Origin of the sequence: Pseudomonas sp., from assembly GCF_049300855.1 — a bacterium.
Classification (GTDB): Bacteria; Pseudomonadota; Gammaproteobacteria; order Pseudomonadales; family Pseudomonadaceae; genus Aquipseudomonas.
In genome coordinates this window covers 15461-42433 of sequence record NZ_JBAQKH010000014.1, presented here as the reverse complement: position 1 = coordinate 42433, position 26973 = coordinate 15461, and the positions used below count along the sequence as shown (strand labels likewise).

Genomic DNA, 26973 nt, shown 5'->3' with positions numbered 1-26973 from the left:
CGTGATCCGCGCCCCTCGCGCGGCACCCGCCACCCACCCCCATTACCCGTGGGTCTGCGCGAGAACCGCCGAGCGGCGATCAGGCAAGGCAAAAACAGGCGAGGAAGCGGAGTGTAGGGCCCTACATGAGCATTCCGAGCCTGTTTTTAACGCAGCATGATCGTCGCGCAGGCAGTTTTCGCGCAGAGCCTAAGTACTTCTCACATAAGGCAGTCATGGATACGGGTTCTCGACTCAAACTAGTACGCGAAAGCTACAAACTCTCCCAGCGTGAGCTGGCCCGGCGTAGCGGCGTGACCAATGCCACCATCTCCCTGATCGAACAGAATCGCGTCAGCCCTTCCGTCAGCTCCCTGAAAAAGCTGCTCGAAGGCATCCCGATGTCCCTGGCCGACTTTTTCACCTTCGACCAACCCCCGCGCGAACACCAATACGTCTTCCGCGCCAACGAACAACCCGACCTCGGCCGCCACGGCCTGCGCCTTCTGCTGATCGGCGCCTCCGTGCCCAGCCGGCAGATGCGTCTGCTGCGCGAGCAATACGCCCCTGGCGCGAGTTCCGGGGAGGAGCCGATTGTGCATGCTGAGGGCGAGGAGTGTGGGTTGGTGACGCGGGGCACGGTGGAGTTGACTGTGGATGGGTCGGTGAGTGTGTTGAATGCGGGGGATGGGTATTACTTTCCGACTACGCTGCCGCATAAGTTTCGGAATATCGGGGCGGATGAGGCGGAGATTATTAGTGCGAATACGCCGGCTAACTTCTGATCACTGTTCAGATTAAGCGTACGTTGTAAATAAATCCGACACCTTTTATTGGGTGTCGGATTTTTTTTGCGTGGATGAAATGTTTGTAGGGTGCAGGGTTTTGATTTGTAGGAATGTTCTGGATGGGTGCGGGAAGGTGCAGGATCGATGATGTTGTGGCCTTTCTGGCATGTTTACATTGCGTGGTGGTTGATCGGAAGCCGTTTTTGATTGTTCGTAGGGCTTGGGTTTTTTTGTTGTTATAGCTATATGAGGGAGCGGGCTGTGCAATTAAATGACCTTCGGTGTTTGTCCCGTGTTTATTGTCTAATCCTTGCTTCTTCAGTTTTCTGGAGTGTAATGGTCTTAAATTGTATTGGTCAGTTTATAGAGCTTGAGGGGGACTTTGTATGGTTTTATATTTTCCGCTCCATCGCTTCGCAATATATTCGCTGGAAAAGTGATTGAAGAAAAGCACTGCGATTTACGATGGGTGTTAATCGAAATGGTCTTTTTGTCTATGATATCGGCTATTGCTTTTGTTCCTTTTATGATGGGGTTCGATTTTTTTAATGGCTTTTCGTACTGGATTATAGCGTTTTTTTTTGTATTATTTTTTGGATTGTTTTGCTATTTAAGCTTTTTTCAACGTTCGTTTCGCTCTCACCGTTGACGGAATAGTTTTTAATTTTTGGTCTTTTAGCTAATTGGGAGTGTGAGTGGTAATATGTTAATTCGAGAGTTTGGAGTTGTTGTTGGTCTTTTTATTGTCACTCTCCTTCTCAGTGCGCTGTATAGCGCGTTACTGGTGCATAATTTGGAGAAGGTCGTTCCTCTGAGTGGTGTTGTTAGAAAAGTTATTTTAGGTGTTATTTTTTTTGGAATGTTGTTTATTAATTTCCGTTATTTTTTTTGTTGGGGAGCTTGCGGAGTGGCTTGGTCGAGATGCAGGGGCAGAAGGAACTCCAGTAATTGTCGGATATATTTACATTTTTGTTTCCGCGTTGTTTTGCGCTGAGGTTGTTGTTCAATTCATCGTTCAATTTATTGGTGATGGCTTCGATTTTAGCGATCTTCATCGTGGCGTCATAGGTGTAGGGGCGTTTGTAATAATTTTTATTTGGCTCTGGTTGCGCACGATAGATTTGTGATGGTGCTAGTTTGTTGTTGGTGTGTTTGTGTCATGAAGGTGCGGGGTCAGTGATGTTATGGATTTTTTTGGCGTGCTTACATTGTGTTGCGGTTCAATTTTTCGAGGCTGAGAATTGGTCTTGAGGTTTTAGGGTGAATTAATGAAGCTGGATGAACTTCGGTGTTATGTTAGTACCTTCTGTCTTGTTGCGGGTTCCGCTGGTTTCTGGGCAGTAATGATTGTGAGTGGTATCCGTCAGTTCATTGATCTGGAGGGAGGGTTGCTTTGGGGGATATTCTGGGGTGTTTATGTGTTTCTTATGGTGTTTGATTGTATTTATAATTTACCGCGACTTCGTAATGTGCTCCGTGGCGAAATGATTGAGGAAAAGCATTATAGTTTACGAGTTGCATGGATTCAGATAGTTGTTGTATCTATAGCTGCGACTTTTATTTTTACTCCTTTTTTGATGGGGTTTGATTTTTTTGTTGATGTCTCTTGTTGGGTTATGGCTGGAGGACTGTTTTTTTTGTTTCTTGGGTTGTTTTGTTATTTGAGTTTTTTTCGGCGTTAATTTCATTCTCGTCGTTGATAAAACCGTCACTTGATAATTTTTCAGGAATTGATTCCTTTATAATCGTAGTCAGTGTGATGCTGTCTGCAAGTGCTTCGAGGGCTAGTGCGAGCGCTCCCATTTGTTTGTATCCGCGCTCGTAGTTTATCGGGTCTCTATTGAAAAGCTGTACCGAGTCAGGTTTTCGAACAAAACTCATCATTCCGTGAATAGATAGGTATAAATCGAAACTGTAATAGGCCAAGTTGCCATTTTTAGGACCGAAAGTTTTCTGATAAGCCATCCTTATAGGCCCCAAAACACTTGGTTTTTCAGGGCCGACGTAGATGTTTCCTACCCCCTCGTAAATGTTGTTGATGCCATGAGCCACTAGGGCGGCGCCCTTGACGCCGTCCCTCCCTCGGCTAGCTGAAATTACTAAGGCGCCCGCCTGAAGTTGCATGCTTCCCGCAGCGATAGTCACCCCATTCTGAAAATAAAACATGGATTTGGCAGAAAGCTCTGAATACTCCTCCCTCAGTTTCTGCAACCCTTGCTTCGCACTAATAACACCTTCATCCACCGCCCGAATAATCTCATTCGCATAAGCCGACACGATCTCGCCAAACTTGAGTTGGCTGAAACTGTCGTACAACTGCGTGGCGCCAATCTGACAGCCGAAAGCGACCAGGTCCGACGCGGCGCGGGTAACGTCGTTAATGTCGCATGAGTCCTCATTCATCGTTATTTCCCCAAGTGCTGTGGCCGCACGTGCCCGCTTGAATATGTGTCCAACTGATTTCGCGATAAGTGAATGACACCAATTCTTGTGGCTGCGCATCGTTTAGATGAATGGCGTGGGGGACCTGAAGATTGATATGAGCGATTTTTGCGCCGGTTATGTGGATTTTGAAGTATTTATCCTGAGTGCCGGCGGGCGAGGTTCGGTAGAAGAAGATTGTGCATTCCAGCACTTCGCGCTCGTGAAGTGCTGCGGACAGGAGCGGGGACGATTTGTCTATGTTCTTGGTGATCATGATAGGCAGGTGTTTGCCTCGGTCGGCACCCACGCTGCCGTTATTGCCGGCGGTCATGTTGTGTGAGTAGGCCAGCACCATGATTTCATCCAGGTGGCCCAACTGGCATTTGTTGCCGATTGAACTAGTGTCGGAACACCCGGCGGAGATCAGTCCTTGACGATTTCCGGTAATACTCATGTAGCTGTGATTGGCCATGGTTGCTCTGCTTTATTGGCAAGTTAGTCTTGTCTGCAGAGTAACCGCCAACTAAAGCCAGGGCCGAGAGGCAGAGTTTCGCTGTTTTTGAAACTCAGATGCGTCTTACAGGGGCGGCAGACGTCAGGAAGTGAATGTTCTGAAGTGCGGTGAGGTCATGGCCGGTTTTTGGGGTCGCTTCGCAGCCCAGCGGGAGCAAGCTCCCTCGCCACGTGGGGTGTTTTCCTACGAAGTTTTCAGATATCGAAATTAACTATTCGTCTGGCGCACCGCGACGTTCGTCGCACACCTTCTTCCAATGCTCGCCACGCAGAGGAAGAGCCACCACGCTGAAGCATAAAATCGCGGTGTTTACCCTCGCGGCGTTCCTTTGAACCGGGCTTTTCTTCGCGTAACGCCAGCGCAGATATAGAACGATTACTTCGCCTTCCAGTGCCCGCCACCATTCTCACAATCAATCCGCGCCTGCGCCAAATGCTCCACGTCGTAGTAATACGTGGTCACTTGCGCGTTGTCGGGGATGTTCAGCGCCTTGGCATTCTTGTCCTTACTGGTGGAGTGCGGATTAGCCAAGGATTCCTGGGTGATCGTCGCGATACACGTAGCCTGGTAGTGGTCGGCGCAGTGTTCGACCTTGGTTTTGGTGCTGCTGAGCATGTCTTTGCTTTCGTTGCTGCACGACCAGTCGATGGAGTTGACCGGCATGCCTTCGTATTCATAACAACTGTGGCTTTCGACCGACGGCACTGAGACGCTGGAGGATTGGGTCTGGACGTCGCAGCCTTCGGCCATGACGCAAGTGGGGATGATGGCGAAGGTGGCGATCAGAAGCAGGAGGCGAATGTTCATCGGGGTTTCCTCTTCAAAGGCGCCGTGTCTGATCGATGATTTGGCGCTGATACAGTTTCGAGATTGTGCGGAGGAGGGAGGTTCCATCGGGTTTTTGATTTGCTCCTGTCGCGTACACTGCGAAACAATCGGAAACATCAGCGCCCAAGGAATGGAATATTGCCCATGATCGAAATCGGCAGCCGCAACAATGCGCTCCCCTCACAACATCCGTTTCACGACATCTACCTGTTTCACATTGACCCTGCCAAGCCAGACACGCCTTTTTGTTTCGAACAGTCGATGTCCGGCGGGCATATGGAACATGGCGGCGCCCGCTGGTTGGCGCGGGATGAGCTGGATGCCTGGCCCGGCGAGTGGCGCGAGCATCTGAAAAAGGCCGATTGCGCGTGGGTTGCCGAGTTGATCGATGCCCATCCAAAAGCCGATCAGGCCAAATTGGTGACGCTGATTCTTCAGCGACATTGCGGGCCAGCGAAGCCAGTCAGTCGCCTGAAGGCGATCGGCAACTGGCTCAAACGCAACATCCATGTCGGCGGCCGCTACGGCGTTTAACCCTCGGAGATTCCCATGACCCAGACCCTCGAACGCGCTATCGCCATCGCCGCCACGGCCCATGCCGGGCAGGTCGACAAGGGCGGTGCGCCGTACATTCTGCATCCGCTGAAAGTCATGTTGCGCATGACCACACTGGAACAACGCATCGTCGCCGTGCTGCATGACGTGGTCGAGGATTGCGGCGTCAGCCTCGATGACCTGCGCAAGGAAGGCTTCAGCGAAGAAGTTTTGAGCGCTATCGAATCGGTAACTAAAGTGCCGGGCGAATCCTATGAAGACTTCGTCGACCGCGCCGCACAGAACCCGATCGGTCGGGTGGTGAAGCTGGCGGATCTGGAAGAGAACAGCGACCTGTCGCGGATTGCCTCGCCGAGTTGGGAGGATCTGGAGCGAATCGAAAAGTATCGGCAGGCAATTGGACGGTTACGCTGATAAAGAAAAGTTAACGCTGATTTTTTTGGTGCATTTGTGAAAAAAACAATTGAAAAATTACCCTTTGAATTGCTTCGGTCGAATAAATGGGAGAAACCATGGGATAGTCATGTCGCAGAGCAGATAAAGCTTACCGGGAATTTTGACGATATCATAAAAGGTCATCCGGATTTGGCGGATATGCCGAAAGTGGCTGCGAGGAAAGAAGTTGCGAAAAGTATTTATGCTGCCGGTAAGCAGCCAGATTTGTTAGCTCAGCGATTCGATCCAAAGACTGTAATGGGCTCTGTCGGAGAGGCATTAACAGAGTTGTTGTTACCAGGTGAAGAGGTACCTGTAAATAATCCGGGGCATGATGTCAGCTATAACGGCAATTATATTGAGGTGAAAAGCACAGTTGGATCTCGTGTGAAGCTAAGTAATGTGCAGTATCAACAAGCTCATTTTTTGATAATGCATCGGTTTCATCGAGAACTTGGGACTTATTATAATTCTTATCTCATCCCTGTTGATATTATACGTTGGCACAAGCCTGACAGAGCAACCAATGTTACTGTTGATATTAAAAAGGATGTTTGGGCGCGAGAATTGACTATTACGCCTGATAGAATAGTAGGTTTTTTTGAGTTAATAAATAAATATACTGTCGAGGGCAGAGGCTTTAAGTCCTGTGAAGGATGCTCCAATAAGATTCTAACTGCCGAAGGAATAAATTTTTCTGCGATTACAGACCCTTGCAAAAAATGTACATGGGATAAATGGGAGAAGCGCTATGCTTATTACTCCATTGATATACCAGTAAGAGCGAAAGCAAAAGGTTCGGTGACTGTTCCAAGTACTTTTCGCTTTATGCTGGAGCGTAGAGAGAAATTTGATGAAGATTGGAGTTTTTCTTTTAAGCGAAAAATAAAGGACGGAATGCGGTTTACGGGTAGTGCACCTGCTAGAATGCACGTGGGAAGTGAGGGTGCAGCTATTCATTTTTCCCCGGCTCTATACCCAAGTTCCAGCGTTCAAGTAAAACCTGTCGATTTTGATTTTTGCGATTTTTACAGAGAAATGCAGAGCTACTATGGAAGTGAAGTTGTCCTGCGAGAGTTTTATTTTGGTTATACGGCGACTGAAATTCAGGTGATGGTGAAGGTTGGAATGGCTCAAAATCATGGAGATGGGATGTACAATAAAATTTCCCGACTTGACGTGCATGGGCTTCATCCAAGTTTGATTAAGTTGTTGAATAAGCTGGATGCTTTCAAATTGTCGATCGAAACAGTGGGGCAGTCTGCTTCGCAGGTGACTGGCTGATTTAGTTTGAGTCAGCCGTTGTACAGTATTCCAGAAAGTTACTGCTTGACCAATATTGGACGACTACCCTTTGATAGCCAGGAAGGCGACTATGAAATCCATTCTCTGTTTGTTGATTGCCGCCGGTTTCGGCGCACTCTTGCAGTTCCAAGGCGTGCCCCATGGCCTGCTGTTGGGCTCGATTGTGGTTACCGCATTGTTCGCCAGCAAAACCGGCATCGCCCCGGCAACCCCTTTTGGACTCGGCTACATCCAGGTCACGCTGGGCATCGCCACCGGACTGATGTTTGAAGCGTGGGACAGCGAGACGGCTTCGACGATGTTGCCGAGCCTCGGCGTGTTATTGATCTGCCTGACGGTGCAGATCGCACTCGCCGGTTGGTGGCTGACACGCGGCGCAGGCTGGAATCGCACCGATGCACTGTTGGCGGTTTATCCCGGTGCGCTGGCGGCGGTGTTTGATTTGCTCGAATCGGAAAAGGCATCGAGCAAGGTCATTATCGTGCACCTGATGCGCTTGCTGTTGATAACCGTGCTGGTGAGTTTCCTGATTCCCGGCCAGGTCGCTGCGGTGGCGGTTGCCGACGGCGATCCTTTGACGACAGGCATGGCACTGACCGCGTTTTCAGTGATCGCGCTGAGCGTGCTGCTTGGACGCTTGCTGCTGGTGATCGGCGTCCCGGCGCCGTTCATGCTTACGGCGATCATCATCACTGCGGTGTTTGTGAAGTCTGGATGGCTGCACGGTTTTCACATGCCGGACTGGAGTTTGAATCTCGCGGCGCTGATTCTCGGTGTGCGGATCGGTTCACGGTTTCAGGGGCTTGGCGTCGCGGAATTGGGGCGTCACGGCCGCACGGCGTTGGTCTCGGTCGGATTGATGATCGTGGTCGCGGCGGTATTTGCTGAAGTGGCGGCGCGCTGGTTGGGCAGTGATCCGCTGTCGTTGTGGCTGGCGTATATGCCGGGGGCGATTGAGACGATTGCGATTGTCGCGTTTGGTGGGGGGCTGAATGTGGTGTTTATTCTGACTCATCATTTGAGCCGGATGGTGTTGCTGCATTTTGCCCCGGCGTTGTTGGTGCAGGTGCGGCGGGCGCGCGAAGAGGCCTGACTAGAGCTGCGGTGTGTCAGTTAGATCCGTCCCCCTCACCCCAGCCCTCTCCCCCAAGGGGGCGAGGGGGAAAGGGAGCCGATTGTGGGCTGTTCGAAACTTGCGTTCGGCTCGATATTCCAGGTCGGCGTAGCTCGAAAAAACAACTCGGTCAGTCCCCTCTCCCTCTGGGAGAGGGTTAGGGTGAGGGGCTTTTGCTCTACGTGGTTGATGCGGCACTAGCGGATGTGTGCGTCGAAGCCTTCGCTATCCGGCGCGATATCGCTCTTCAACGTCAAAGCAGGAATCTCATACTCCCCCCCATTCTGCTGCCGAAACCCAATCGGCCGTGCGCTCCACAACTCATCCAGCCGCCGCCCCAATTCCTCACAAGTCTCGGCATACCGCGCCGCATCCATCCGACTCGTCCGATACACCACAAACGGTGGCACCACCTCAAAACCGGGGTAATACAAAATCCCGTGCTGAATCGGAAACAGCAAATCATCCATTGGCCCGTTGATCCCACGCGCCGTGTAATGCGACTCCCAGCCACCGGTGGTGACCATCAGCATCGCCCGTTTGCCTTTCATTTTCCCTTCGCCATAGCGCTCGCCCCAACGGCTGTCGGAATGCTCGCCGACGCCATAGGCAAAACCGTATGCATACACCCGATCAACCCAACCTTTGAGAATCGCGGGCATGGTGAACCACCACAGCGGAAACTGCAGAATCAGCGCGTCGGCCCACAACAGTTTTTCCTGCTCGCGAGCGATGTCGGCGGCCTGGCTGCCTTCGGTGTAAGCGATTTTCGAGTCGAGCGAAGCATGGAACGGTTTATTCGTATCGCGCTGCGGGGCGTCGTCGGCGTCGAGGGTGGCTTTCCAGTTCATTGCGTAGAGGTCGGAGACCTGCACGGTGTGGCCGGCGGCTTGCAGGCGCTGGACGCTGAAGTCGCGCAGCGAACCGTTGAGGGAAGTCGGTTCCGGGTGGGCATAAACCAGTAGTACTTTCATGTTGAAGCTCCGTTTGCTGAGTGACAGCAGAATCGGTGTTCAACAGGTATATTGGAAATGAATGTCTGATATGTCTGGTATAGCCATGAATAATTTGAGACGGCTGGATATCAATCTGCTGCTGACCCTCGATGTGTTGCTCTCCGAGCACAACGTCACCCGCGCGGCGCAGCGGCTGAACCTGTCGCAGCCTTCGGTGAGTGTGCATCTGGCCAAGCTGCGCGACATCTTTGGCGATCCGTTGCTGTTGCCCGGCCCTCGGGGCATGCGCCCGACGGCGCGCGCCGATGAGTTGCGTGAGCCATTGCGCGAGGCGCTGGAAGCCTTGGAGAGGGCGGTGGCGCCGGCCAGTGCGTTCGACCCGGCGCAGGCAACGCACACCTGGAAAATTGCGGCGACCGATTACGGCGAGTCGACGGTGGTGTTGCCGGCGCTGAGCAGCTTGCGCGAACAGGCGCCGGGCACGCGGCTGGCGGTGCTCGATCTGACGCCGGCACATTTGGTCAAACAGGCCGAGCAGGGCGTGTTCGATCTGGCACTGCACATCAGTGAAGACGCGCCGCCGGAGCTGCATCGACGGCCGCTGTTTACCGAGCGTTATGTGCTGGCCGGTCGAGTCGGGCATCCGGGATTGAAGTCTGCACCCACACGCAAACAATTCTGCGCGCTGGAACACGTGATGGTGTCGCGCGAGGGCGGGGGCTTTTTCGGCGTGACCGATCGGGCGTTGGCCGATGTCGGGCTGATGCGCAAAGTGGTGTTGTCGGTGCCGCACTTTCTGATGGCGATGTCGGTGCTGGCCAGCACCGATCTGGTGGCGATGCTGCCGTCACGGCTGGTGCGCGGCAACCCGGCGTTGCAAGTGGTCGGCGCGCCGCTCGAAGTGCCCGGTTACGAAATGGCGATGTTCTGGGGTGAACGCTCGCATCGCGATCCGGCGCACAAATGGCTGCGTGAGCATCTGTTGGCGTCGGTGTGAGACCTTAGGCGTGGCCCAAGGCAATCGCAAACGACACGACGATCATGCACGCGAACGCAAAATTGAGATTCATGAGGTGTTCATCCTGAGCCTTTTAGAAGTGAGGCCATTCTGAACAGGCTGAAAGCAAAGAAAAAATTCGCCGTGTTGATTCCAAAGATCGAAACAATTGATATCCCGCCAGTTTGTGTTTACTCAGGGCTTTCGCTAATCTCGCAGAAACCTGCAACTACAAGCACAAACGGGCACCACCATGCGCGATCACTCAGCGGCTGAACTGCCGTCCCTGCGTCGACAGAAAATCCTTTTGCTCCTCGAACGTGACGGTAAAGTCATGGCGTCCGACTTGAGCCAGCACTTCGCAGTCTCCGAAGACACCATCCGCCGCGATCTAGCCGAACTGGACAACGCCGGACTGGTACAGCGTGTCCACGGTGGGGCGCTGCCGCGTCCGAAGGACTCCGGCAAGGATTACTTCACGCGGCTGGACGAGACCGATGAGGTGAAAATTCGCTTGGCGCAACGGGCGGCGCAGGAGATCGAGGACGGGCAGATTGTGCTGTTCGACTCCGGCTCGACCACGTTGCAGGTGGCGCGCTCGTTGCGTGCAGATATCAGCATCACGGCGGTGACCGCTTCGCCGATGACGGCGATTGCCTTGTCGGAATTCAAGGGTGTGAAAGTTATTCTTGCTGGCGGCCAGTTGAACCCGCGAACGATGGCGGCGGGTGGGCATGAGGCGCTGCGGTTGCTGGCCGGGATCAGGGCGGATCTGGCGATTACCGGGGTGTGTGCGATTCATCCGGAGGTGGGGATTACCTCGCTGCATTTCGATGAAGTGCCGGTGAAGCAGGCGATGCTGGAGGGCGCGGCGCGGGTGATTGCGGTGACCACGGCGGACAAGCTCGGGGCGGTGGAGCCGTTTGTGGTGGCGTCGTGTACGCGCCTGCATACGCTGATTACCGAGCGGCATGTGGCGTCGGGGAGTGTCGAGGATTATCGGCGGTTGGGGATTGTGGTCGAGCAGTTGGCGGATTGAGGTTTTGTGGTTGTTTTGATGGCCCCTTCGCGAGCAAGCTCGCTCCCACATTCGAACGCGTTTCTGAGATAGAACTCGGTCAACTGTGGGAGCGAGCTTGCTCGCGAAGGGGTCGGTACATTCACCCCATCTTTCAGCGCAGGCGCTCAAGCATTTGGTAGTACCACATCCCGGCGGCCAGTAGCGGATTACCGAGCAAATCCCCCATCGGCACACGAATGTGCTGACACGCGGCAAACGTATCGAACTGCTCCATCTGCCCGGTGATCGCCCGGCTCATGATTTCGCCCATGATGTGCGTCGTCGCGATACCGTGTCCCGAGTAGCCCTGGCAATACCAGACGTTGTCCGAGAGCTTGCCCAGTTGCGGGATGCGGTTGATCACGATGCCCATCGCGCAGCTCCACTGGTAATCGATCTGCACACCTTTGAGCGCCGGGAAGGTTTGTTCGATGCACGGGCGCAGCTCGGCGGCGATGTCGCGTGAATCCTTGCCGCTGTAGTTGGCGCCGCCACCGAACAGCAAGCGGCCATCGGCGGTGAGGCGGTAGTAATCGAGGACGAAACGGCAGTCGTACACCGCGAGGTCTTCGGGGTTGATCTGTTTTGCCAGATCGCCAAGGGGCGCCGTGGTAACAATGCCGCCCATGGCCGGGAAAATCTTGCCCTTGAGCTGACCCGGTTCGAGCTTGTGATAGACGTCGCCGGCGAGCATCACCTGCTTGGCGTCGATCTGGCCGTGGGCGGTTCTTACGCCAGGCGAAGCGCCGTGAATGATCTCCAGCACTTCACTGTTCTCGAAGATCAGCGCCCCGAGACTTTCCGCCGCCCGCGCCTCACCGATGCACAGATTGAGCGGGTGCAGATGCATGTTGCGGGTGTTCTTGATTGCGCCGTGGTAGAGCTCGCTTTGCAGCAGATCGCGCACCTGGCTGCGGTCGAGCAGGCTGACCTCATCACCTAATCCGCGCCGTACGGCCTCTTCATAATCCTTGCGCAGGTCGGTCATGTGACTGGGCTTGTACGCGGCGTGCAAATGGCCGTGTTTGAGATCGCATTGAATGGCGTATTTCTCGACGCGTTGCTGGATGATTTCGTGCCCGCGCCAGCGCAGGTGCCAGATGAAATCATCGACATCGTCGCCGAGTTTCGCGCGCATCTGTTTGCGCATTGCGCCGTCGCCGGAAAGGCTGCCGGTGGTCCAGCTTATCCGACCCAGGCGATGTTGACTTGCAGAATAGTCAACAGATGCTGAGCCGTGTTCAGGCCTGTATTTTTTGGGACTCAAGGAAATTTTGGGGCGACGATAGTCAGTCGTTGAGCGTTTCATCGAAATGCGTCGGGTTATTGAAGTGTCACGAGCGACGGTGTCATCGACTGCTAAGGGATATCGGGTGATGGCTTTTTGATGGTGCGGGGCGGAGCCTCTACGTTACAGTGGTCCTGACTTTTTTAGCCTCTCAAACAGGATGTGTTTTAAGCATGCATGCCGCTCTTTCTGCCGATGTCATGATTAGCTTCAATAATGTTCAGACACAGCTACGCATTGTCGTTGATCAAATGTCTTTCAGTCTGAAGGAGGCCAAGGCAGCACAAAGCCAACTGACTCGATTGCCGCGAACGACGGAGGAAAATGAGCTAAAAACCGACTTGCGGTCGCCTATCGAGGAATTGCAAAAGGCCCGACAACAATTGCGTGAACTAGAGAGTGAAGGCCGGTTAGGACGGCTGATTAAAGGGTTCTCCGCCCGAAAGTTGGTTGCGACAGCAGAGCAGGTATTGGCTGACCAAAAGGGCAAAGCTAGTGGTCCTAATGAATCAGCGCGTCGCAAGGAACAGGTCGCCGCACACAACCGCCAGGTTGAGGATGTGGCCCGGCAGTTTCAGGAACTAAGCCAGAAGATGGAACGAGCCAAGGCATGGCTAATCGCTGGAAAAAAACTGCAAGAGCAGTTGCACCCGTTGGAGCAGGCGTTGTTGCGCCAGGGTTGGGTCAACGGGGACAGCGCTGCTCTACTAGACGAAATTCAGCAGCATTTAACCCGAAGCGACATATCGGCAGCACTACAAGTAGCCGGCAATTTACTCTTTCAAACGATGCCGACTACGGTGCAGATCGAAAAATGGATTGAAGAGACTGTGCGCCTCCGTACGGTGGCGTGTAGTGAGGGCGGAGTTGGGTTCACCGCGTTGGGTTCCTTCACATCGGTCGTGAGCGGTTCCACAGAATTGATGCTGGCAAGTTGCACCCGTCCGGTCCAACAAGCGGTGCATGAAGATCTAGAACCGGCAGATCGCTGGTATCACCTGGCTCACCAGTTGACCCGGCCAGAACACGTCATGCACTGGGTGCAATGGGCTTTGTATTGGGCCGGCTTTCAAACCGCACAGCGATTTTCCAAAGAGTTGTCTTTGGCCGATGCGCACGAAGAGCATTCCACGGGGGCTTTCCTGAGCAGTTTTCGCGCTGAGCTAGAGCGCTGGGCAGGGCCGAAAATCGATAGCATGGGGTTCCCCAAAGTGACGTCTTTCATGGGCACGTTGGCATTAGGCGGAACCACAGCTGAAGCACATCTGGGGGCGGATTTCGGCATCATTGTAGACGTCAACGTGGGCGGGCTGGTGGTGCGTAAGGTTGCGTTGGTACAGGGCAAGGTGAGTAAAAATGGTAAGGCTGACATCGGAAGTAAGCCTAGCGGGCCGCATAAATTGACCCAGCTGGAAAAGCTGAATGACCCGCAACGGGATTTTTACGCTTTTTATCACTGTGGATTACGGCAGGCGAGTGTTCCATGGCCAACGGTTGATCGAGCGTGTGCATTGGTCAAACCTGATACAGACGTGCAAGCCGGGTCGATCATCGTCTCAACGCGGGAAAACGGCTGGGATTGGGCCTCTTTTTTCGCTTTTGGGTTGTGCAGCGAAAGCAGTGGGGTCGGGCGGATGTTGGAGGAGCACGAGGATGCGCTGGCCGTTCTGGGCGGTGAACATCGCGAGCTTCTACCCAGTCGACTGATTGTGGTTGCAGCTGGGGGAAGTGACTACAGCTTCGAACTTCAACGTCGCGTGCAGCAACACTATTCCACCATCGGCACCGGGTATAAGCGAGCCATGGACAAAAGAGATGGTCCCAAAATGCAGGGGCCGGGCTGGGGCCGATAGCCTAGCGATAAATCAGAATTAAAAACGTTATCTGCCCAAGCAAAAAGGGACACGGTTAAATGGATATGGAACAGGATATGGATTGGCTCTTCGGCAACATTGGCGGCGGACCAGCCAAGCAAGTTGAGTCGGTTCCAGAAAGCTATGAGTCTATACAAGCAGCGTTGACTGCCATCGTTAACGCTGGCCCAATCGGTCGGTCCGAAGCACGAGGTCTGGTCAACTGGGATGCTGTGGAACAATTATTTTCTGCTGAGCTCGAAACCCTCGCCCTCAGCGATGAGATGTTTTCGAACGTATACATGGCGCTAAAAGCACATGGTTTTGCGGCCAATACCACGCGAAGCCAAATTGTGCAATACGGAAACTTTCGCTGGAGCGAGTTTTCTTCAGCCGTTAGGCGCTTGGCGTTGGAGTCGTTCGCGGCCAAAAATTTTTTGATGTTCAGCACAGCATTTCGAGAAATCATCGGGGACTTCCCGGCACTAGCCAGCGATGAGGTGATCGCTGATGAGGTTATCGACTTCATCAGGTACAACCGCACGGACTTGGAGGTTACTCTTCTTCAGCTACGGGCTCTGAGCGGTAACGAAAGACAACTCAGGCGGGTCCTGCGCGCGATCGGCGCTGCAGGACATCAATCGGCCCCTCATCAGTTTTCACTCTTGTGTGCTGAGTGGGCAGCCGCGAGTACGTTCGGTAACTTGCAATATGCGTTGTGGTACGCCCCTTCGAAGAAGCAATGTGACGAAGCTCCCATTCACCTGGAAATTTCAGGCCAGATGAGAAAGGTGGCTGACCTGCTCGTTGAGTTCGGTATTGGCGTGAATGCAGACCCAATGCATTACGCGTTGTCCAACTTAGGCGCTGCGGCTATGAGCTCTTGGAAGGAGGAGCTTGTAGCAGTGATCGTCGGGGACCGGGAGTTGGAGGAGGCCACGATCGAGACCTTATTGGTCATGGGCGCCATCGGACGAGATGAACAACTGTTGCTAACCATTATCGAACTTGCCAAGTATGCTGAAGAGACTGTGGCTGCTCACATCGACCCTGATACAACACTGGCCAACCGACGAGGCCGTGCTTGTATAAGTATGCTTCGGGGAGCTCCGGACGTGATGGACTTGATGGTTGAAGCACAGCGTGGCGTCGCTGTGCCATTAGCTGACACCGCAGTTTCTCAACCTAGAACCTGGTTGAATGATGCTCGAGTAGAACTACTTTTTGAGTTGAGTGTGAATGAGCTGGCTAAGCGGGTGGGCGGAGAAATCTTTGATAACCTCCACGCTGGTGAAGAAACGCATCTAGCTGAGCTGTTCATACAGTTGAAGCATTGCCTTGAGCAGTTATCCAACCGTCTCGTCTCTGCAGCCAAAGCGTTGGACTCACGTGAAAGATTTGAATTCAGCCTTTCGCAGAGAATCATTGGAAAACCAGAGGAAGGGGGCTCTGGCGTCGACCATCCGCGTTTCTCAACAGACATTTGCCTGATTTTTAAGGCAACGGATGAAGGTGTCTGTCTTAGCCAACGAGCAACATTAATTCAAGCTAAAAGGCTGCAGGTTAGTACCAAGAAATCGTATGCGTATTTTCTCAAACGCGATCAGCTCAACGACATTGCACAGCAGACGCTGGCCAGCTTCTTGCTGCTACTTGGTCCGGCCTATGCGAGCAGCTGTTTGCCAGTGATGCCCGCAAGGCTGATGGTCGACCTGATGAAGCAGAACGCCTCCATGTCACTTTCTATGCCTCGTGCCGCTAATCTGGGCAAAAGCCTGGGTACCTGGCTGCTCGAAGATATCATTGGGCTTTGGACCGGCGACGATTCTCATAAGCTTGTAGATAAGGCGTTAGGCGTGGGCAATGGCCGGCCACGGCTCATATACGAACTTGTCGTGCGGCGGCATTTGAAAGGATCTGACGGTTGGTAGGTTCAGTGGCAGTGTGTGCTAACGGATAGGTTCATCGCGGCTGATCGACTGCTCTGGCGCAATTAACAGTATTATTTTCTCACCCAATCTCCCAGAAGGCACCGGAACAGCTACCCAGCCCTGGTAGGGGAGAGCATACCGGTAGCTTTGACTAGATAGTATCAACAAGCCGTTCCTGACCTGAATTCAGAGTAGTCACATTTTAATCTCTTTTTGCTGATGTCGGCGCTGGCCCTCGAGTAGGGCCTGGTTTACGCAGAAGAGGCCTACACAGGAGTATTTCAGGATGAGTGCGTCACCCGTTGCGGACTGCCAGAGCGGTCGATGAAAGTCGACCGGCTCGAGGATTAGGTTTTACGGAGTCGACCCGGCGCGACTCCTCGCCAGCGTTTGAACATTGCCACAAATGCACTGGTGGTTTCATAACCTAACTCCAGTGCAATAGTGGTTACAGGGAGTTCGCTAGCAAGCAACTCAAGTGCACGCAATACTCTTGCCTGCTGCCGCCACTGGCCGAATGTCATACCCGTTTCATCAATGAAATGCCGTGAAAGGGTTTTCGAGGAGGATCCGGTCCAACGCGCCCATTCAGCAATACTTCTGTTATCCGACAGGTTAAAAGCTAGGGCATTTGCCACACGTAATGCTCTGCTGTCCTTGGGCATCGGTAACCCGATTGCATCGTGACGTAGTGAGTAGATTTCATCCAAAATCACCAGAGCGATTCGCTTCTGCGCTTCAGTGATGTCGCCGGCCTCCCAACGTGCGGCCCTGCATGCGGCTTCGTTGAGAAGGGAGGTCGTTTGCATCGTTCCCGGATCCGCGGGTAGACGCTGGCAGGCTTCTTCATCGAGGTAAATGCTCCAACTTTGAAGGGGGCCGTAGGATTGCAACGAATGGGTACAATTGGCAGGAATCCAAACCAAACGCCCAGCTGGAACGATCCAGTGATGCTCGCCCACTACTACTGCGACTAAACCACGCATAGTACCGAACAATTGACCGCAGTGATGCTGATGGGGCTGGGTGTTCTTAATCACCTGCTCGTCTATCGCGCGTACCGCTAGAACGGGACTGAATATTGATGGAGGGATGTCGATTGTTGCCGTCTTGACTGAGCTCATGACCATTCACACGTATAAGTTGACCGTTCTCAACGAGCGGCATAGATGTCTTACGCGCTAATTTGAGTCTCCCAAACTTCACGGATCCACCCAATTATGCGTGCACACGATTTACTACCCGATCATATCGACTCGATGCAGACCAATGGAATCCAAGTCCGAAAGGGCACAGTGGGTGCGTTTTTGGTAAATGCCCGCTCTTGGTTGTCAGCCGATGCCGAAAGTGAAGCCAAATTAATGGCCCAACTAGATATTCTTGATGCTTTGCCAGCATTGCAAGCCTTGGGGCTGTTCGACCTCATGACCATCAATGACATCCGATTGCGGCTGCTTGTCGACAATCACATTGAGGTTGCTGAGCGGCGATAATCATCTTGGGGCGACCATTTTCACCTCGCCATTGGAGATGGACATACTCGCCGGAGTGAGTACCTGGCAACGTCGGGATTGGTGCTTACAATTCTGCTGTGCGATAAATATCACAAGGCAAAAGTGCCTCAGGTGGTTGCCGCGTATGTTGTCGCAGCCTACTGGTTTACTTCCTCTACGAGCTTTGCAAATCCGGCGGTGACGATTGCTCGCGGGTTCACTGATACGTTCTCGGGGATACGGATATCAGACGTAGCGCCGTTCATCATTGCGCAGTTTTTCGGTGGGCTAACGGCGCTGTTCCTGGCGAAGGTTCTCGGTGGTAAAGACGTCGTCGTATATATCCCGCAGCCTGGTCTCCACGAGCAGAAGCTCCAAATTCAGTAAACGGTGCTCTCTGCGGTACGTGGATGCGGTGATCCCGTTTGAAGGAAAGTTCACGGTTCACCCGCTGATACCTCTGCCATCTAGGCTATCTACGCGCCAATGGTTTTGGACACGGTCATCTCGTTCGAGCTGATACCACCGACTGTTGATGAGATGGCCGCACGAATAGCCGCAACACTGCCGACGTATCCCTATCTGGTAGCCGAGGTGGAAGGCAAGGTCGTTGGATACGCTTACGCAAGCCAGCATCGAGCGAGAGAAGCCTATCGTTGGTCGGTGGATGTCACCGTGTACATCGATCCGGCTGTGCACCGAAAAGAGGTTGGTCGTGCGCTTATCAGCAGCTTTTACCAGTCCTAGAGAAGTAGGGGGTTCATGCCGCCTATGCCGGTATCGCCTTACCCAACGCGGGGAGCATCGGTATCCATGAGGCGCTCGGGTTCACACACATCGGCACCTATCCGGAGGTTGGGTTCAAGCACGGCCAATGGCATAGCGTGGGTTATTGGCGCAAACCACTTCGTCCTGGTACTCCGCCAATAGAAATCATTCCGTTCAGTAACTTGAAGGACGGCGTAATTGTCTGAGCTTGGCCGTCCATCAACCCGCTAGGTAGTTAGTGCCGAAGACGACGTCCTCTAAAGTGCTCACGCGAAGCCCACTGCACTAGCCCCCGTGATTGGGAGCAAACGTTGCTACTCGGATCCAATCCGCATTGGCTTACGATCTGCAGCGTTTTGTAGGTGACAGTCTTTACACACGGCCTGTAGTGTCGCGCTTTGATGTGCCTTAAGCGTGAAAGCGAGAGCGGGGTTGTCTGCAGGTAAGATGAACGGGTTCTCGCTCCACCAATCAAAACCACGAAACGCTTTATGGAACTCAGAAGTCGTCATTAGATGCATAGCCTGATGAACTATTGCTCGAAATTCGGGATTAACGTGATCCACCTCGGTAGAGGGAGAAATGCCACAACGTTCACAAATGGGGAACGCGCGCCTTCGAGCGGTTAAGAATGGCGCGGATGCCAAGCGCAGGGCAGATTGAATCCAGTCGTTTTGATCCCTTGGATCTAAGCACTGAGACCAAGACACTTTATGCCATCTATTTGAATCAAACAGACCATAAAAGTCATAGCCGCCTCCAGGTCGGTTGAGCATGCGGAATTGGCTTGGACGCAGGTCGTGAACAGCGCAATAGTAGTGTTTTTCAGCGATAAGATCGGAAATCAATTCATCCTGAAAGGCCACCTCTAACTCTCGCACTTTCAGCCGCAATCGGATACAGGCGCGCAACTGAGCCCTGGTCATTCCTGCAAAAAAAACTGCACCTCGTGCCATGCTCTTGTCTCCCTCTACGTTGATCCATCTTCAGTCCCCATGCCACTTTGACGGCCGTATCTCACCTTATTGAAGATCTTTATCCCGTTACTTACTCGCGGTACAGATGTGTGTGAATGCAAGCGCGCTCAGAAATGCATTTGCCTCATTCCGCAGTTCGCTGAGGAGGTCTACAGTCATGGGTGGTGAACCTGCCACATTTGTCGAGTTCGCCAAGTCGGCGTATACCTCGCGCCCCTATGCCACCTATTGCGGCGGATCAAAATGGACGATTACTTTACCTTTGCTCGATTTTGGCGCTGTGCTCTACAAGTCAATCCCTTTAGTTATCAAGGTACCTACCGAGGCTCTGATCACGGCTTTGATGAGGATCAGTACAACCACGCATTGCTTGAAAAGTGCTTGGCACATGACATCAAGGTTGTTGGGATTGCTGACCATGGCAGCGTAGTCAGTGTGCATAGCTTGAGAAAGGTGCTTGAACCGAATGGGATCGTTGTGTTTCCGGGTTTCGAGATCGCCGCAAATGACAAAACCCACTACGTATGCTTGTTCCCTGAAGATACGGGTACACAGCAGCTTGAACGTTACCTCGGCAATCTCGACTTGCTTGATCCTGCGGACGGCGTTCGACCTTCTGGCTTGAGCTCTGAACAGTTGATTGACAAAGTAGATCAACTTGGAGGGTTTATTTACGCCGCGCATTGCACTCAGGATAGCGGTTTGTTGAAAAACCGACTTAACCATGTGTGGAAGCTTCCAAAACTTCGGGCGGCCCAGATACCGGGGGCTTTGGAGGATTTGGAAGGAGTCGAAAGTGATTTCTACAGCCGAGTGCTAAAAAATAAAGACGATGCCTACAAAAGAAAGCGTCTGGTCGCCTTGATCAATGCCAAGGACATCTCCAAACCATCAGATTTGGAACATGCTGGGGCGACATGTCTGATCAAGATGACACGTCCCACATTCGCGGCTTTTAAGGTGGCGTTCCTCGATCCCGCCTCCAGGATTCGGCTAAATTCTAAGTTGGCCAAGAGCCCAGTCGGCAGGGTTCTTAGCATGGTGGTCGCCGGTGGCTATCTGGATGGTTTGAAGGTCAATTTTTCTGACCATCTCAATACTGTCATTGGTGGACGCGGCACTGGTAAATCCACCCTCTTGGAATGTCTTCGTTTCGCATTGGACCTTGCGCCGAAAGGTAAGCAAGCTCAAAAACTGCATCAAGAAATTATCAAAGAAAATTTAGGAAGGGCGGCCGGTCGAGTGGAATTGGTCGTGGTCTCATCAGCGCAAAATGGTAAGCAATACACTGTGTCTCGCCGGTACGGTGAGCTGCCGGTGGTGCGAGACGTGAATGGTGACGTATCTACCATGCTGCCCAGAGAACTCCTACCTGGCTTGGATATATATGGACAGAACGAAATCTACGAGTTGGCCCAGGATGAAGCCAGCCGATTGCAACTGCTCGACCGATTTCTGCCGCAGGACGATGATTATGAGAAAAAGCGATTTGATGCGCAGAAGCGTTTAAAGGAAAACCACCTCAAATTTGTGGATTCCCTGTCTGGGCTGGACGACATTGAGTTCGAACTCAACCGGCTCCCTAATCTTGAAGAACAATTGCGTGACTACGAGACGTTGGGTGTTGCTGAAAAGTTGGCCACGACGTCTTTGCTAGCAAGGGAGCGAGTGCTAGTCGGTACCGCTAAAGAAAGTTTGAAAAGCTACGAAAATGCGCTGGTTTGCCTGAGACAAGCCTTTCCGGATCTGTCTTTTATGAATGACGAGGCGGTCAACGGGGTGCCCGATAGGGACGTGCTTGTGGCAATGCGCAGAGTTTTAGAATCACTCAAGATGGATTTCGAAACCCATTTGACCGTAATGGAGGAGCTTGTTTCCAACGGTCAAACGCAGTTTTCGACTGAACACGATGCCTGGCTGCTCGCGGTCCAAGAACATGACAAGGACTTGGAAAAAGAACTCCGCAAGCTTCCTGAGACTGCCGGTAAGTCAGGGCAGGAAATTGGTGTTGCTTATCAAAAGTTGCAAGGAGATATCGAGCACATAAGGCCATTAGGGGCAAAGCTACCTTTATATCAAAAGCAATGCGAAACGCAGGAGCTGGAGCGAAGAAATATATTGGCGGAGCTTTCAGGTTTGAGAAGTCTTCGCCTTGATGCCTTACAGAAGGGGGCTAAGAAGCTAACGCGTAAGCTGGATGGAAAATTAAGAATTGAAGTTGTGCCTGAAGCTGACCGTTCACCACTGATGGCGTACCTATTGAGTTGCAAGCTGGAAGGGATTGCTGAAAAGAGATTGGCGTGGATCGAAGAGGTAGAAACGATCAGTCCATCCCTGCTGGTAGCATCGATCCGGCAAGGGAGCATGATGCTGCAACTGGAGTGGGGTTTGACACCTTTGGTCGCTGACGCATTGGCCAAGCTCCAACCGTCGCAGATAATGGAGCTTGAGGCGCTGGAATTGGAGCATCGCGTGGACATTTCTCTGAACGTTGCTCATGGAGATGCTGAGCCATTATTCCGTCCTTTGAATAAGCTTTCGACTGGTCAACAGTGCACGGCGATTCTGCACATGCTGCTTCTGGACAACATTGATCCGCTATTTATGGATCAACCGGAAGACAACCTTGATAACGCATTCATCGCTGAGAGAATTGTAACCGAGTTGAGGGACGCCAAAACTAATCGGCAATTTCTCTTCGCCACTCACAATGCGAACATCCCTGTATTCGGCGACGCAGAGTGGATCGGGGTGTTCACTACTGAAGAGAACCGCGGTTGCCTTCCACCTGATGCGCAGGGTTCCATCGACGTCACCCTAATCCGAGACCAGGTGGCGAGAATCTTGGAGGGAGGCCGAGATGCCTTCATCCAGCGCATGGAAAAGTATGAGTTTTAGCAGTCTGGTTCCATCGCAGCCACCACCTCCAGTGTTCGTCCACTGAGGTGATACTTCTTCAAAAATACATCGAAGCTGCCCAGCTCGCCCTCATGGGTCATCTCAACGCCGGGAATTTTCGTAGCGCGTAGCGTTTTTCTCTGCCGCCAAATGCATCACGTCTCTGCTGGGCACGTATAGAAACTCGGTCTGCGGATCGATATAGCGAGCCTTCGCTCCGTCCTAGAGCCTGTATGCTGAAAGTAAGAATCAAAGCCGTCGAAGGAGTCATCGATGAAAATAACCGGGAGAGTCGAAGTCGAGACTGTCACTGACGTCTTATGCGATGTGTGTCGTTGCTCCACCCGCCTGGATACTGGTGGGCACCAGTTCGGCACCCTACAAGCACACTGGGGGTGTGGCACTACCCATGAAGGGGAGCGCTATGAACTGCACCTGTGTGAAGAATGTTTCTTCCTGTCGTTGGCTCACCTTAAGCAGGAACGGCGAATTCAAAATCTATTCAGTGAGGACGGCCGAGATTTCACCGATAACTTCGGTCTTGTCGCGAAGGATGACTATTTTGGTGACGTTGGGAGCCGATAGATAATCTCCGACTGACTGGTTCAAAGTCGCAAGATAGAGGGGAGCGCCCAATTTGGGGGTATGAGGGCGCTGCTAACAAACAGGAGCTTGTCATAGCATAATCTGATGGCACTAATGGGATGAAGAATTTACAAAATCAAACGCCCTGACGGTCGGGGCGCTTAATCGAGCTTCATCAGGGTGGTGCACTGCTGTTGTCCGTGGGTGGAGACTCTCGCCTGCGTTTCCCTCGGCTAGCAATTCAATATAAAAATATGCGCTCTTGATGTCAACGCTCAGCACGTTACCCCGCTAGCTATGTTGCGGGAGCGTTTACGATGAATTGCAGCTCCCTGTTTATGCGTGCAAGGAAGGTCTCAACGTCAGTTTCGCCCTCCTTTCGCATGTAGCACGCCGATAATAGGCTGACGGGGTGAACATCAAGCACTTGGCAAAGCTCGGCTAGCTTCTCTAGGGTCGGATTGGTGGCTCCACGTTCCAACAAACTGATGTTGGTGCGGCTGCTCACAATCGAGAAGTCTTCCTGCGTGAGGCCTTTTTGATGGCGTACGTGTCTCAAGGATGCTCCAAACGCGTCTTTCAGTTCCATTTTGCGATCTCACAAAAGGAACGATGGAGCGATATTGCACAATATATGACTACAACATATATTGGTCATTCGTGATTCAGGGGGGAGGTATCGATGAGTAGAGACCGCGAAGCGTCGGAAATTCTTACCGGCCTTTTTGATACCGACTTTCTCGCTCAACCCTTCATCCGTCAGGCAATGGCGTGCCCCTGGTTTTATCTAGAAGCACAGATCCGTGAGGGTGAAAATTTCGTCGGCGAAATGCTAATGATCTCTTCATTTGAGTCATTGAAATCTATTCTCTCACTCCGACATGAGTCCTTTCGGGTCCAGTCAATAAAATTCGTCACTCCCAGTTTCGTAAATCAAACTGGAGACTGGAAAATGGAGCCTCTTTTGGAGGCGATTGAGGCAACAGACCAAAACGGGGAGCTCATTTCTCTCTTCAGGGTTTCCGGCCAAACCTACTCGAACTTAGGAGATACCCCGGAAACGAATCTGCAAAATGTCAAAGTCTTATTCCCGCTACAGCATGAGGTTTGACCACCAGTGGCTAGGCTGTCTCATCGGCGCAATCGACTCAACTTGGATGATTTTTTGGGCGCACATTGAGCTGCCTCGGAAGAACATCCATCCACTGGAGTGAGCATGACGTTGGCAGATAAACGTAAAAGATCTCTCATTCATGCCAGGGATTTTTTGATTGATCTTTCCGGTGACCACTCGGTTGCTGAACCCTTGCGCCTAAGGGCTTTTCATCTATTAAGGCACTATCCTGATCCGACTGAAATTCTGTCAGCCGTGTTTTCTGATGATCAATCACATTGCGTTGATTCACCCGCCCCTTAAGCGCCGTTACTTGCGTTCTGTTCGCCAATAAGCTGACAATTGTGAAGTGCGCGAGTCGACCCGGTTCAGCCCTTCGCCCCCAGTGGAAATTGCCGTTGCTGACTGATCGCAATGGAGCGATTCTGCTGAGCTTTAGGTCGGTGTTTACAGCGGAAAATTAAGCGTCTGATATTCAGATCCAACGGTGGCGCAGAAGTGAGCAGGTGTACCACCACCGCACCCCGTCACTTCGCGGATCGAATCTGGTAAAGAAGATAGACTTTCAGTAGAGAAATTCGATCGAGTTGACGTCATTGTATAACCGCTTGCTGTCCTGACATCGTAGTAGTATTAGCTGGCAGCGCGAAATCGTCGTTCTACCAGGCACTCCGCCTCGCCTCGTAACTCTCGTGTCATGCTGATCGCATCACGTCAGATTCGAGGGCAAAGGTACCTGTGAATGATCTTATGTCTGACGAGCATGAGCGACCTGGCTTGGCGCGGATTGGAGTAACAATGCAGCATGAGCTACGACTTCAGAAATCTCTCATCAGCGGACTTTGAGGATCTAGTCCGTGACCTCATCGGAAAAGAAGAGGGGGTTCGCTTTGAGGCATTCTGTGCAGGCCCAGATGGTGGTATTGACGGTCGGCACGCGCACGCCAGCGGGAACGTTGTTCTACAGGCGAAGCATTATGAAGGTTCGCCGTTCAGCAAGTTAACCGCGGCCATGAAGCGTGAACGTTCTTCAATCGATAGACTGGCCCCCGGCCGCTACATACTCGCGACTTCTTGTAGGTTCACGCCGCTTGGCAAAAACAGGCTCTCCCCACTCATAGGGCCAAGTTTGAAATCAGAGGCGGATATTTTCGGTCCGGAGGATCTCAATGGTCTTCTCCGGAAGTACCCAGAAATTCTCAAGTCGCACATCAAACTCTGGCTCTCGGGTGTGGGGGTTCTGGAGCGCGTAGTACATGCGGCGGCCCACACCTTTGCAGCGCTAACCCTCGAAGATATTGAACAAAAAGTTCGTGTCTACGCCGCAAACCCTAGCTTCGACGAATCACTGGTCACGCTAGAAAAGCATCGGCTTCTGATCATATCCGGGCCGCCGGGCGTCGGAAAAACCACATTGGCCGAGATGCTTTGTTACACATTTTTAAGCGAGGAGTGGGAGCTTATTCCTATACGAAGCCTTGAAGACGGTTTCGCGGCCATTAAAGACAGCAAGAAGCAAATTTTTCTTTTCGATGACTTCCTTGGAAAAGTCGCCCTCGATCGACAAGCTTTGGCGCATAAAGACTCTGATCTTGCGCGCTTTATGAGCCGCATACGTCGCTCACCGAATGCCCGTTTCATTCTGACAACAAGGGGTTATATATTTGAAGAAGCCCGTAGAGTCTCTGAACATCTTGGTGATCAGCGCCTCGATGTGACGAAATATGTGCTTGATGTTGGCATTTACACTCGTCGAATCAAGGCGCGGATTCTCTACAATCATCTTTTCGTGTCAGAGACGCCGCAGTCGCATATCCGGGCGTTACTGGAGAGTAAGAGTCTCCCAGAAATCGTTGATCACAAAAATTATAACCCACGTGTCATCGAGGCAATGACCGATGCATTTCGCGTCGGTGACATTGAACCCATCAACTATCCCGCTGCCTTTATCGGCGCCCTGAACAATCCGAGCCAGATTTGGGACACCGCGTTCCGAACGCACATTGACCATCGTTGTAGGCATCTACTGATGGCGATGTTTTTCCTCTCAGAATACGGTGTCTCAATTACGACTCTTCGCTCATCTTTCGATATCCTGCATACCTCGATGAGCATGACCTATGGTCTGCCGCACGGTCCTAAAGATTTCGAAGAAGTCCTTCGTATTCTGGAAGGTAGTTTCGTCAATGTCGTCATCTTCGATAGGCCAACGGTTTCTTTTCTTAACCCTTCGCTCAAAGACTATCTATCAACCTACCTGTTGGACACAGAACTCCTTATTCGCCTCGTTCCCACGGCGGTTTCAATCGACTGGCTGTCGAGCCTTTGGGACTTCGTGCATACGTCTGGGCTTAGCGAGGCCGACCAAGCAAAGATCGCTAGAGCCTGCGCAGATAAGGTCGAGATGATCGAAGAGCGCCCAAACTGGCGGCCGCGAGCCGGTGACGCTCGCTCGCTCGAATACAATGATGCCGCAAACTCCCGGCGACTCCGGATGCTGATGGATTGGTGGGAGATCACTGACGATCAACGGTTTGCAGATAGCATAATCAGGGTCGCGCGCAATCCACAGCAGGGCTTCAGTCCATGGTCAGATGGGGAGGCTCTGATCGAGTTCTTTTCCCTGCGAGGCGGGAGTGGTTATGACCGGCCGTTCATTTATGAAGCCGAATTTCTAGAGCTCATCGAAAAGGCACTCACCGACGTCATACGCTGGAGTTCAAGTGACATGCTCTCCACCCTTGTCGATGCAGTGGATGCTGCGAATGGACTGCCCGATAGCATCACCTGTGCCTTGCAGACGGCTGTGCTAGAGGAGTTCGAGGATAACGCTAGCCGCATTCGCGAGGACGATAGCGAGTCCTCCCTATCGGACCGGATCGATGCCTTAAAAAAGTTCGCGCCGCGGTTTGGTGTGCCGGAAACTGAGTTGAATAGCGCCGTCTCAGCCATCGAGGATCGAATGGGCGAGATTGAAGACCGAAGCAGTCGCGCACCCTCTCCGAATATCCCCTTATCGAGCAAGCGAGACGGGGAAAAATTTGACGACCGCGCTCTTCGAGACCTGTTTACCCCTCTCCTTGATCGCTAGGCCAGCTTCGCGGAATGGGT

General features: G+C 52.5%; 25 protein-coding genes and 2 pseudogenes. 18 read left to right on the top strand and 9 right to left on the bottom strand.

Features of this window, described 5'->3' with window-relative positions; all coding sequences use genetic code 11:
* Positions 1–215 precede the first annotated feature (215 nt).
* Together WA225_RS04455 and WA225_RS04450 are read left to right on the top strand one after the other, a co-directional pair.
* Complete coding sequence (locus WA225_RS04455; RefSeq protein WP_007950154.1) at positions 216–764, top strand: cupin domain-containing protein; 549 nt, start codon at positions 216–218, stop codon at positions 762–764.
* Between the two features lie 845 nt (positions 765–1609).
* Positions 1610–1894 carry a hypothetical protein gene (locus WA225_RS04450; protein WP_422607002.1) on the top strand — a complete coding sequence of 95 codons (285 nt, stop codon included), beginning with the start codon at positions 1610–1612 and terminating at the stop codon, positions 1892–1894.
* A gap of 487 nt (positions 1895–2381) precedes the next feature.
* Here the strand turns inward: WA225_RS04450 and WA225_RS04445 are convergent, their stop codons facing one another.
* From WA225_RS04445 to WA225_RS04435, 3 genes are all read right to left on the bottom strand, one after another.
* Positions 2382–3170: a DUF4225 domain-containing protein gene (locus WA225_RS04445; protein WP_422607001.1), complete on the bottom strand. Its 789-nt coding sequence runs from the start codon at positions 3168–3170 to the stop codon at positions 2382–2384.
* Entirely contained in the window at positions 3163–3663 is a 501-nt protein-coding gene (locus WA225_RS04440) for an Hcp family type VI secretion system effector (protein WP_422607000.1), read from the bottom strand. The genes WA225_RS04445 and WA225_RS04440 overlap by 8 nt, the downstream gene beginning before the upstream one ends.
* Positions 3664–4080: 417 nt before the next feature.
* Positions 4081–4512 carry a hypothetical protein gene (locus WA225_RS04435; RefSeq protein ID WP_422606999.1) on the bottom strand — a complete coding sequence of 144 codons (432 nt, stop codon included), beginning with the start codon at positions 4510–4512 and terminating at the stop codon, positions 4081–4083.
* A 165-nt stretch (positions 4513–4677) separates the two neighbouring features.
* Between WA225_RS04435 and WA225_RS04430 the strand changes: the two genes are divergently transcribed.
* The 4 genes from WA225_RS04430 (at position 4678) to WA225_RS04415 (ending at position 7921) form a co-directional block, all read left to right on the top strand.
* Positions 4678–5067 carry a hypothetical protein gene (locus WA225_RS04430; protein WP_422606998.1) on the top strand — a complete coding sequence of 130 codons (390 nt, stop codon included), beginning with the start codon at positions 4678–4680 and terminating at the stop codon, positions 5065–5067.
* 15 nt (positions 5068–5082) lie between these two features.
* Positions 5083–5502 (top strand): HD domain-containing protein, encoded by a 420-nt coding sequence (locus WA225_RS04425; RefSeq protein ID WP_422606997.1) that lies wholly within the window; start codon positions 5083–5085, stop codon positions 5500–5502.
* A gap of 36 nt (positions 5503–5538) precedes the next feature.
* Positions 5539–6807, top strand: a complete 1269-nt coding sequence (locus WA225_RS04420) for a hypothetical protein (protein ID WP_422606996.1) — start codon at positions 5539–5541, stop codon at positions 6805–6807.
* A gap of 91 nt (positions 6808–6898) precedes the next feature.
* On the top strand, positions 6899–7921 hold the full coding sequence (locus WA225_RS04415) for an AbrB family transcriptional regulator (RefSeq protein WP_422606995.1): 1023 nt from the start codon (positions 6899–6901) through the stop codon (positions 7919–7921).
* Between the two features lie 218 nt (positions 7922–8139).
* Here WA225_RS04415 and WA225_RS04410 read toward each other — a convergent pair whose 3' ends face one another.
* Positions 8140–8916, bottom strand: a complete 777-nt coding sequence (locus WA225_RS04410) for an NAD(P)H-dependent oxidoreductase (protein ID WP_422606994.1) — start codon at positions 8914–8916, stop codon at positions 8140–8142.
* Positions 8917–9001: 85 nt separating this feature from the next.
* Between WA225_RS04410 and WA225_RS04405 the strand changes: the two genes are divergently transcribed.
* Together WA225_RS04405 and WA225_RS04400 are read left to right on the top strand one after the other, a co-directional pair.
* Positions 9002–9895: a LysR family transcriptional regulator gene (locus tag WA225_RS04405; protein ID WP_422606993.1), complete on the top strand. Its 894-nt coding sequence runs from the start codon at positions 9002–9004 to the stop codon at positions 9893–9895.
* A 253-nt stretch (positions 9896–10148) separates the two neighbouring features.
* The gene (locus WA225_RS04400) at positions 10149–10934 is read left to right on the top strand and encodes a DeoR/GlpR family DNA-binding transcription regulator (RefSeq protein WP_422606992.1); all 786 of its coding nucleotides are present in this window, start codon (positions 10149–10151) and stop codon (positions 10932–10934) included.
* Positions 10935–11067: 133 nt separating this feature from the next.
* On the opposite strand, the pseudogene WA225_RS04395 reads toward WA225_RS04400, so the two are convergent.
* A pseudogene (locus tag WA225_RS04395) lies at positions 11068–12132 on the bottom strand (NAD(P)/FAD-dependent oxidoreductase); the annotation flags it as partial.
* A 284-nt stretch (positions 12133–12416) separates the two neighbouring features.
* Here WA225_RS04395 and WA225_RS04390 point away from each other — a divergent pair.
* Together WA225_RS04390 and WA225_RS04385 are read left to right on the top strand one after the other, a co-directional pair.
* On the top strand, positions 12417–14096 hold the full coding sequence (locus tag WA225_RS04390) for a hypothetical protein (RefSeq protein ID WP_175553956.1): 1680 nt from the start codon (positions 12417–12419) through the stop codon (positions 14094–14096).
* A 59-nt stretch (positions 14097–14155) separates the two neighbouring features.
* On the top strand, positions 14156–16027 hold the full coding sequence (locus tag WA225_RS04385) for a hypothetical protein (RefSeq protein WP_175553957.1): 1872 nt from the start codon (positions 14156–14158) through the stop codon (positions 16025–16027).
* Between the two features lie 347 nt (positions 16028–16374).
* Here the strand turns inward: WA225_RS04385 and WA225_RS04380 are convergent, their stop codons facing one another.
* The gene (locus WA225_RS04380) at positions 16375–17151 is read right to left on the bottom strand and encodes an AraC family transcriptional regulator (RefSeq protein WP_218586347.1); all 777 of its coding nucleotides are present in this window, start codon (positions 17149–17151) and stop codon (positions 16375–16377) included.
* A 96-nt stretch (positions 17152–17247) separates the two neighbouring features.
* On the opposite strand from WA225_RS04380, the gene WA225_RS04375 reads away from it, so the two are divergent.
* The 3 genes and pseudogenes from WA225_RS04375 (at position 17248) to WA225_RS04365 (ending at position 18494) form a co-directional block, all read left to right on the top strand.
* Complete coding sequence (locus tag WA225_RS04375) at positions 17248–17520, top strand: hypothetical protein (protein WP_175553959.1); 273 nt, start codon at positions 17248–17250, stop codon at positions 17518–17520.
* Between the two features lie 81 nt (positions 17521–17601).
* Positions 17602–17907, top strand: a complete 306-nt coding sequence (locus tag WA225_RS04370) for an aquaporin (RefSeq protein WP_256668307.1) — start codon at positions 17602–17604, stop codon at positions 17905–17907.
* A gap of 87 nt (positions 17908–17994) precedes the next feature.
* A pseudogene (locus WA225_RS04365) lies at positions 17995–18494 on the top strand (arsinothricin resistance N-acetyltransferase ArsN1 family B).
* Positions 18495–18602: 108 nt separating this feature from the next.
* On the opposite strand, the gene WA225_RS04360 reads toward WA225_RS04365, so the two are convergent.
* Entirely contained in the window at positions 18603–19244 is a 642-nt protein-coding gene (locus WA225_RS04360) for a hypothetical protein (protein WP_175553960.1), read from the bottom strand.
* A gap of 264 nt (positions 19245–19508) precedes the next feature.
* Here WA225_RS04360 and WA225_RS04355 point away from each other — a divergent pair, with 264 nt between their 5' ends.
* Positions 19509–22163, top strand: a complete 2655-nt coding sequence (locus WA225_RS04355; protein ID WP_422606991.1) for a TrlF family AAA-like ATPase — start codon at positions 19509–19511, stop codon at positions 22161–22163.
* On the opposite strand, the gene WA225_RS04350 is transcribed toward WA225_RS04355, so the two are convergent.
* Positions 22160–22264 carry a hypothetical protein gene (locus WA225_RS04350; protein ID WP_371929250.1) on the bottom strand — a complete coding sequence of 35 codons (105 nt, stop codon included), beginning with the start codon at positions 22262–22264 and terminating at the stop codon, positions 22160–22162. The genes WA225_RS04355 and WA225_RS04350 overlap by 4 nt on opposite strands.
* A 172-nt stretch (positions 22265–22436) precedes the next feature.
* On the opposite strand from WA225_RS04350, the gene WA225_RS04345 reads away from it, so the two are divergent.
* On the top strand, positions 22437–22748 hold the full coding sequence (locus tag WA225_RS04345; protein ID WP_422606990.1) for a hypothetical protein: 312 nt from the start codon (positions 22437–22439) through the stop codon (positions 22746–22748).
* A gap of 295 nt (positions 22749–23043) precedes the next feature.
* On the opposite strand, the gene WA225_RS04340 is transcribed toward WA225_RS04345, so the two are convergent.
* Complete coding sequence (locus WA225_RS04340; RefSeq protein ID WP_175553962.1) at positions 23044–23337, bottom strand: helix-turn-helix domain-containing protein; 294 nt, start codon at positions 23335–23337, stop codon at positions 23044–23046.
* 93 nt (positions 23338–23430) lie between these two features.
* On the opposite strand from WA225_RS04340, the gene WA225_RS04335 reads away from it, so the two are divergent.
* From WA225_RS04335 to WA225_RS04325, 3 genes are all read left to right on the top strand, one after another.
* Positions 23431–23859 carry a hypothetical protein gene (locus tag WA225_RS04335; protein ID WP_175553963.1) on the top strand — a complete coding sequence of 143 codons (429 nt, stop codon included), beginning with the start codon at positions 23431–23433 and terminating at the stop codon, positions 23857–23859.
* Between the two features lie 105 nt (positions 23860–23964).
* On the top strand, positions 23965–24165 hold the full coding sequence (locus tag WA225_RS04330; RefSeq protein ID WP_371929251.1) for a BPSL0761 family protein: 201 nt from the start codon (positions 23965–23967) through the stop codon (positions 24163–24165).
* 502 nt (positions 24166–24667) lie between these two features.
* Complete coding sequence (locus WA225_RS04325) at positions 24668–26953, top strand: restriction endonuclease (RefSeq protein ID WP_175553964.1); 2286 nt, start codon at positions 24668–24670, stop codon at positions 26951–26953.
* The last annotated feature ends 20 nt before the right edge of the window (positions 26954–26973 follow it).

Coding starts and splice junctions, on each gene's coding strand:
- WA225_RS04435 (WP_422606999.1), bottom strand. CDS start 4,512: ATGAACATTCGCCTCCTGCTTCTGATCGCCACCTTCGCCATCATCCCC.
- WA225_RS04380 (WP_218586347.1), bottom strand. CDS start 17,151: ATGAGCTCAGTCAAGACGGCAACAATCGACATCCCTCCATCAATATTC.
- WA225_RS04425 (WP_422606997.1), top strand. CDS start 5,083: ATGACCCAGACCCTCGAACGCGCTATCGCCATCGCCGCCACGGCCCAT.
- WA225_RS04330 (WP_371929251.1), top strand. CDS start 23,965: ATGACGTTGGCAGATAAACGTAAAAGATCTCTCATTCATGCCAGGGAT.
- WA225_RS04455 (WP_007950154.1), top strand. CDS start 216: ATGGATACGGGTTCTCGACTCAAACTAGTACGCGAAAGCTACAAACTC.
- WA225_RS04440 (WP_422607000.1), bottom strand. CDS start 3,663: ATGGCCAATCACAGCTACATGAGTATTACCGGAAATCGTCAAGGACTG.
- WA225_RS04350 (WP_371929250.1), bottom strand. CDS start 22,264: ATGACCCATGAGGGCGAGCTGGGCAGCTTCGATGTATTTTTGAAGAAG.
- WA225_RS04430 (WP_422606998.1), top strand. CDS start 4,678: ATGATCGAAATCGGCAGCCGCAACAATGCGCTCCCCTCACAACATCCG.
- WA225_RS04335 (WP_175553963.1), top strand. CDS start 23,431: ATGAGTAGAGACCGCGAAGCGTCGGAAATTCTTACCGGCCTTTTTGAT.
- WA225_RS04400 (WP_422606992.1), top strand. CDS start 10,149: ATGCGCGATCACTCAGCGGCTGAACTGCCGTCCCTGCGTCGACAGAAA.
- WA225_RS04445 (WP_422607001.1), bottom strand. CDS start 3,170: ATGAATGAGGACTCATGCGACATTAACGACGTTACCCGCGCCGCGTCG.
- WA225_RS04415 (WP_422606995.1), top strand. CDS start 6,899: ATGAAATCCATTCTCTGTTTGTTGATTGCCGCCGGTTTCGGCGCACTC.
- WA225_RS04355 (WP_422606991.1), top strand. CDS start 19,509: ATGGACGATTACTTTACCTTTGCTCGATTTTGGCGCTGTGCTCTACAA.
- WA225_RS04345 (WP_422606990.1), top strand. CDS start 22,437: ATGAAAATAACCGGGAGAGTCGAAGTCGAGACTGTCACTGACGTCTTA.
- WA225_RS04340 (WP_175553962.1), bottom strand. CDS start 23,337: ATGGAACTGAAAGACGCGTTTGGAGCATCCTTGAGACACGTACGCCAT.
- WA225_RS04360 (WP_175553960.1), bottom strand. CDS start 19,244: ATGGCACGAGGTGCAGTTTTTTTTGCAGGAATGACCAGGGCTCAGTTG.
- WA225_RS04385 (WP_175553957.1), top strand. CDS start 14,156: ATGGATATGGAACAGGATATGGATTGGCTCTTCGGCAACATTGGCGGC.
- WA225_RS04405 (WP_422606993.1), top strand. CDS start 9,002: ATGAATAATTTGAGACGGCTGGATATCAATCTGCTGCTGACCCTCGAT.
- WA225_RS04375 (WP_175553959.1), top strand. CDS start 17,248: ATGCGTGCACACGATTTACTACCCGATCATATCGACTCGATGCAGACC.
- WA225_RS04390 (WP_175553956.1), top strand. CDS start 12,417: ATGCATGCCGCTCTTTCTGCCGATGTCATGATTAGCTTCAATAATGTT.
- WA225_RS04325 (WP_175553964.1), top strand. CDS start 24,668: ATGAGCTACGACTTCAGAAATCTCTCATCAGCGGACTTTGAGGATCTA.
- WA225_RS04410 (WP_422606994.1), bottom strand. CDS start 8,916: ATGAAAGTACTACTGGTTTATGCCCACCCGGAACCGACTTCCCTCAAC.